Source organism: Micromonospora sp. MP36 (genome assembly GCF_008119785.1).
Lineage (GTDB): Bacteria > Actinomycetota > Actinomycetes > Mycobacteriales > Micromonosporaceae > Micromonospora.
The window spans coordinates 1-4346 of sequence record NZ_VSFA01000213.1; the positions used below are offsets into that span (position 1 = coordinate 1).

General features: G+C 67.3%; 4 protein-coding genes and 1 pseudogene. 2 read left to right on the forward strand and 3 right to left on the reverse strand.

Translation table 11 applies throughout. The features are described 5' to 3' along the window. Positions 1 to 71 precede the first annotated feature (71 nt). Positions 72 to 953 carry an SDR family oxidoreductase gene (locus tag FXF52_RS40435; RefSeq protein WP_148804920.1) on the reverse strand — a complete coding sequence of 294 codons (882 nt, stop codon included), beginning with the start codon at positions 951 to 953 and terminating at the stop codon, positions 72 to 74. Between FXF52_RS40435 and FXF52_RS40440 the strand changes: the two genes are divergently transcribed. Further along, entirely contained in the window at positions 940 to 1719 is a 780-nt protein-coding gene (locus tag FXF52_RS40440; protein ID WP_255472915.1) for a TetR/AcrR family transcriptional regulator, read from the forward strand. The genes FXF52_RS40435 and FXF52_RS40440 overlap by 14 nt on opposite strands. A 327-nt stretch (positions 1720 to 2046) precedes the next feature. Here FXF52_RS40440 and FXF52_RS40445 read toward each other — a convergent pair whose 3' ends face one another. Together FXF52_RS40445 and FXF52_RS40450 are read right to left on the reverse strand one after the other, a co-directional pair. Continuing rightward, positions 2047 to 2463 (reverse strand): nuclear transport factor 2 family protein, encoded by a 417-nt coding sequence (locus FXF52_RS40445; protein WP_148804922.1) that lies wholly within the window; start codon positions 2461 to 2463, stop codon positions 2047 to 2049. A 90-nt stretch (positions 2464 to 2553) separates the two neighbouring features. After that, a pseudogene (locus FXF52_RS40450) lies at positions 2554 to 2964 on the reverse strand (nuclear transport factor 2 family protein); the annotation flags it as partial. A gap of 173 nt (positions 2965 to 3137) precedes the next feature. Here FXF52_RS40450 and FXF52_RS40455 point away from each other — a divergent pair. Further along, positions 3138 to 3701 carry a TetR/AcrR family transcriptional regulator gene (locus FXF52_RS40455; RefSeq protein WP_148804924.1) on the forward strand — a complete coding sequence of 188 codons (564 nt, stop codon included), beginning with the start codon at positions 3138 to 3140 and terminating at the stop codon, positions 3699 to 3701. Positions 3702 to 4346: the final 645 nt, after the last annotated feature.

Below are 4346 nucleotides of genomic sequence, written 5' to 3' on the forward strand. Positions count from 1 at the left end.
CAGGGCGGGTTTTGGCTGGTGGCGGGTGCGGGAAGTGAAGGTCGGCAGCCCGGGAAACGGACGCTGGCCGCTCAATCGGTGACAGCGCCGAGACCGAGCTGGGTGAGCAGGTCGTCGGTGGCGGTCCTGGTGGCGGCGTTGATGGCCTCGACGGCGGTGCCGAGGACGAACCGGTCGACGCTAATGCGATCGGGTCGGGTGCCCGACGCGGACTCGACCAGCGAGGCGATGGCGTCGGCGACCTCGCGCGGGTCCGGTGGCTGCGGCGAGGCGAACGCCGCGCCGACGTTCTGCATGAAGGTCTGGGTCAGCTGCATGACCTCGGCGTAGTCGGCGAGCCGGCTGTCGTCGGCACCCAGCCGCTGCGCAGCCGCGAGGTTGGTCGGATAGGCGCCCGGCTGCACGATCGTCACGTCGATGCCCAGGGAACGCAGCTCGTACCGGTAGGCCTGGGCCAGGGCCTCGACGCCGAACTTGGTCGCGGAGTAGACGCCCATGCCGGGAACGGTGAGCCGGCCGGAGCCGCTGGACACGAAGACGAGCAGACCGCGGCGGCGGGCGCGCAGGTGCGGCAGGACGGCGCGCGCGACGCGGTGCGAGCCGACGAGGTTGGCGTCGAGGACGTCGTGGAACTGCTGGCTGGTCACGGTTTCGCCGATGCCGGTGACGGCGTAGCCGGCGTTGTTGACCACGACGTCCAGGGCGCCGACCTGGCCGATGGCGAGCTGGACGCCGTGCTCGACCGAGGCGTCCGAGGTGACGTCCATCGGCACGACGTGGATGCTGCCGGGCAGGTCCGCAGCGGTTTTGACCAGGGATTCGGCGGCCGGGCGATCCTTGCCGTCGGGTTCGCGCATGGTGGCCACGACGGTGTGGCCCCGTGCGGCGAGGACCTCGGCGGTGCGCCGGCCCAGGCCGCTGCTGGTACCGGTGATCAAGATGGTGGATGACATGAGCGCTCCCCTTGAGGCGGACGTTCCCGGTGGTTGCGATGAACCGTGTATACAGGTGTTTACTTACCTCGGTCAGGTTTGTCAACAGGCGTATACTTGGGTCATGCGAATCACACAGCAGCACGAGGACACGTCAGCCGAACCGCCGCGTCGGAGCCGGGCCGGCCGAGAGGCCACCCGCGCGGCGATCCTCGCCGCCGCCCGGCAGGCCTGGACGGAACATGGTTTCGACGAGGTCGGCCTGCGTGAGATCGCCAGCCGCGCCGGCGTCACCGCCGCCCTGGTCAACCGCTACTTCGGCACCAAGGAAGCCCTCTTCCGTGAAGCGATCGGCACCGAGGACCCCAGCCCGGCGGGCCTGGCCGACATCGACCCCGGCCAGTTCGGCCGGGTATTGGCCGCAGTGACGCTGTCCGGCGAGCACCATGCCACCGTCCAGGCCAGGACCGAGCACGACGCCCATCTGATGCTGCTGCGCTCCGCCCCCAGCCCCGCCGCCCAGCCGGTGCTGCGCGACTACGTCGAGAACACCGTCATGCCCCCGCTCGCCCACTACTTCGGCGGCGATGACCAGGCCCGCAAACGGGCCGCAGCGGTCCTCGCGCTGTCCCTGGGTGCCTCCATCCTGGGCCACATCCTCAGGACCGAACCTCTCGCGCAGGCAGAATCAGAAGCGGCTGGGAGCGAAGCCGATCCCGATCTCGTCACCGTCTTCGCCGCGATGCTCCAGTCCGCAGCGGACACACCACTCGGCGAGAGCCGATAGCGGCCTACAGGTACATGGCAGGGGCCGCCTGGGCGCCCAGCCAACGACGCCCGCGGCATCGCGGAGGGCCGACTGTCGGCAGCCGGCTTGGCGAGTTCTGTGCGCGGCACACCCGCGAGGTGGCGTAGCGCGCTGTAGCCGGGGGCGCTCAAATGCCCGCCTCGCGGGTACGCCGAGCTTCGGCAAGGTGTCGAGGGACGGATTCATTGCTCAATGCCGGGCGCGTAGATCCCGTGCCGCAGCCCCGTACCTGACCCACTTCGAATGCCAATACCTACCGGAAGGTCGCTGAGATCATCTCACTGGGCGAAGACACCAATGTTTCCCTCAATCCAGATTGGTCGGGCTACCAGCCGGCTGATGCGCCATCGCCCACCAACGGTGCAGCTCAAACTCGTACGTGCCGCCGTTGTGCCACAGCCGTCCGCCCGGCACGTTGTCGCGTCGTAGCCAAGCCAGCACGTTCGCGGTTGCGGTTGCGGTATCGCCCCTGACATCGGCGATCACCCCGGTGACCACGTGCTGTGTGCTGTCCAACGCGCCCAACTCCCGTTGCCACCGATCTACCTGCTCATGGCCGGAGAGAGTCTCCGGTTCGCCGCCATTCATCGCCGTGTAGTCGACCACCACGGTGTCGGCGAACGTCGCCACCAGAGCGGCCCAGTCTCGGCGGTCTACGAACCAGGCATACTCGGTGATCACGCGCTGGATGGCGAACTGGTCAATGAGATCGCTGTTCCGCATATCGAAACTCCTGTCTGTGGTGGCCGGCAGCCGGGGCGGGCAGCGGCGAGAAGGGGCGCCGCGAGTCGCGGCACCCCGTCACGGCGCGGGTCAGTTGGCGTCGAAGGCCGCGTACAGGCTGGCGTCGCCGGACACATTGAGCGATTCGGCTGCGACCAGCGGGTTCCAGAAGTCGACGTAGCGGCTGATCTTGCCGTCCACCGTCTCCACGACGGAGATGTAGGTCTGGTTGTACGGCTTGCCGGTGCTCACCGCCTGCCCCATGGACTTGAACTCGGCGATGACCAGGGTGGGGTCGACAGTCTCGTGGAAACGCAGGTCAACGAACTCCACCTTGAAATGCTCGGGGAAGTTCTGCATGTAGTCGAACAGGGCCCGCCTGCCTTCGAGCTTCTGCGGGAAGCCCGCCGGGCCGTACGGGAACTCCAGGACCCCGTCCTCGGTGAACAGCTCCACCCACTCCTGGATCCGCCCGGACGACAGGTACTCCAGGTGGTTCTTGAAGGCTTGCTGGGGTTTCGCGAACGCTCATGGTCTTCGTCCTTTTCTTTGGTGCATCCGCAGGCGCTGATGATCTGCGGCCAGCGGAACCGGCCGCCTTAACGCGAACATCTTCGCCTCAACGGTAAGGCATCCGCGTCCAAACGTAAAGCCCTTCGCGTTAAGATCGGTCCGTGACCGACCAGCACCAGACCCGCCCCGGCGGACGCACCGCACGAGTCCGCGCCGACGTCCTACGCGCAGTCGACGACCTGACAGCCGAACAACCCCTGGCCCAACTAACCCTCACCCAGGTGGCCGAGCGTTCCGGAGTGCACCTCGGCACCCTCTACCGGCGCTGGGGCTCCCTCGACGGCCTTCTACTCGACGCCGTCGCCGAACGCCTCACCAACCGCTCACCAGTACGCGACACCGGCAACCTCCGCGCCGACCTCGAGGACTACGCCCACCGCGCCGCCGAAGACCTCTCCGGCCCAGACGGCAAACTACTGCTACGCACACTCGTCGCTGTCCGCCTCGGAACCGACGCAGAACTACCACCCGCACTCACGCGACGCTTCGAGGACATGCAAGCCCTACTCGACCGAGCCACCGCACGCGGCGAGAAACCCCCCACACTGCAACAAATCATGGACATCGTCGTAGCGCCGCTCTACACAGCCCTGCTGTTCGGCACCGGACCAACCAACCCAGCCACCCTCATCAACCGGCTACAGCAGCTTCACCCTGACCTATGACCCACGCAGCATCGACCGCCATGATCGACCGACCGGCGACATACTGGCCGAGAATCGCCGGCTGCTGCGAGAGAACGCCGAGCGTCGTTGGCCACAGCGCGACGATGCCGCCTCATGCTGCTGCGACTGGCGTACCTCGGCATCACCAACGCGTTCGCGCTCCTGCGACTGCTGTTGGGCAGCGACCGAGACAAAGACGCAGAGATCCTCGCGTTACGCCATCAGCCGTGGTGCGGCAGCGCCAGCTCGGCGGACAGCGTCCGGTTCGAACCAGCCGACCGGGCGCGGCTGGCCGCGCTGCTACACCAACTCCCCCGACCGAGCCTGCACCGTCTGCGGCTGCTGGTCCGGTGGGGTCCGCCAAGGCAAGCCATCCTCGCGGAACTTCCGCCGGAACTGCTATCGCCGTTCAGAAGGAGCAGCGGCGATCGCCAACAGCTCCGCTGCGAGGGCGGTTGGGGTTGCAGGTGCCGAAACCTCATCCGGCCAGGTGGGATCAGCTGCAAAAGGATCATGATGGCGGTCGCAGGATCCGGTTCGTCTCCCGACCGTCTCTCCCACCCGGGGCATGATGATCGGCTGTGCTACTTCGACTGGCCTATCTCGGTGTGACGAACGTGTTGCGTTACTGCGGCTGCTTCCGAC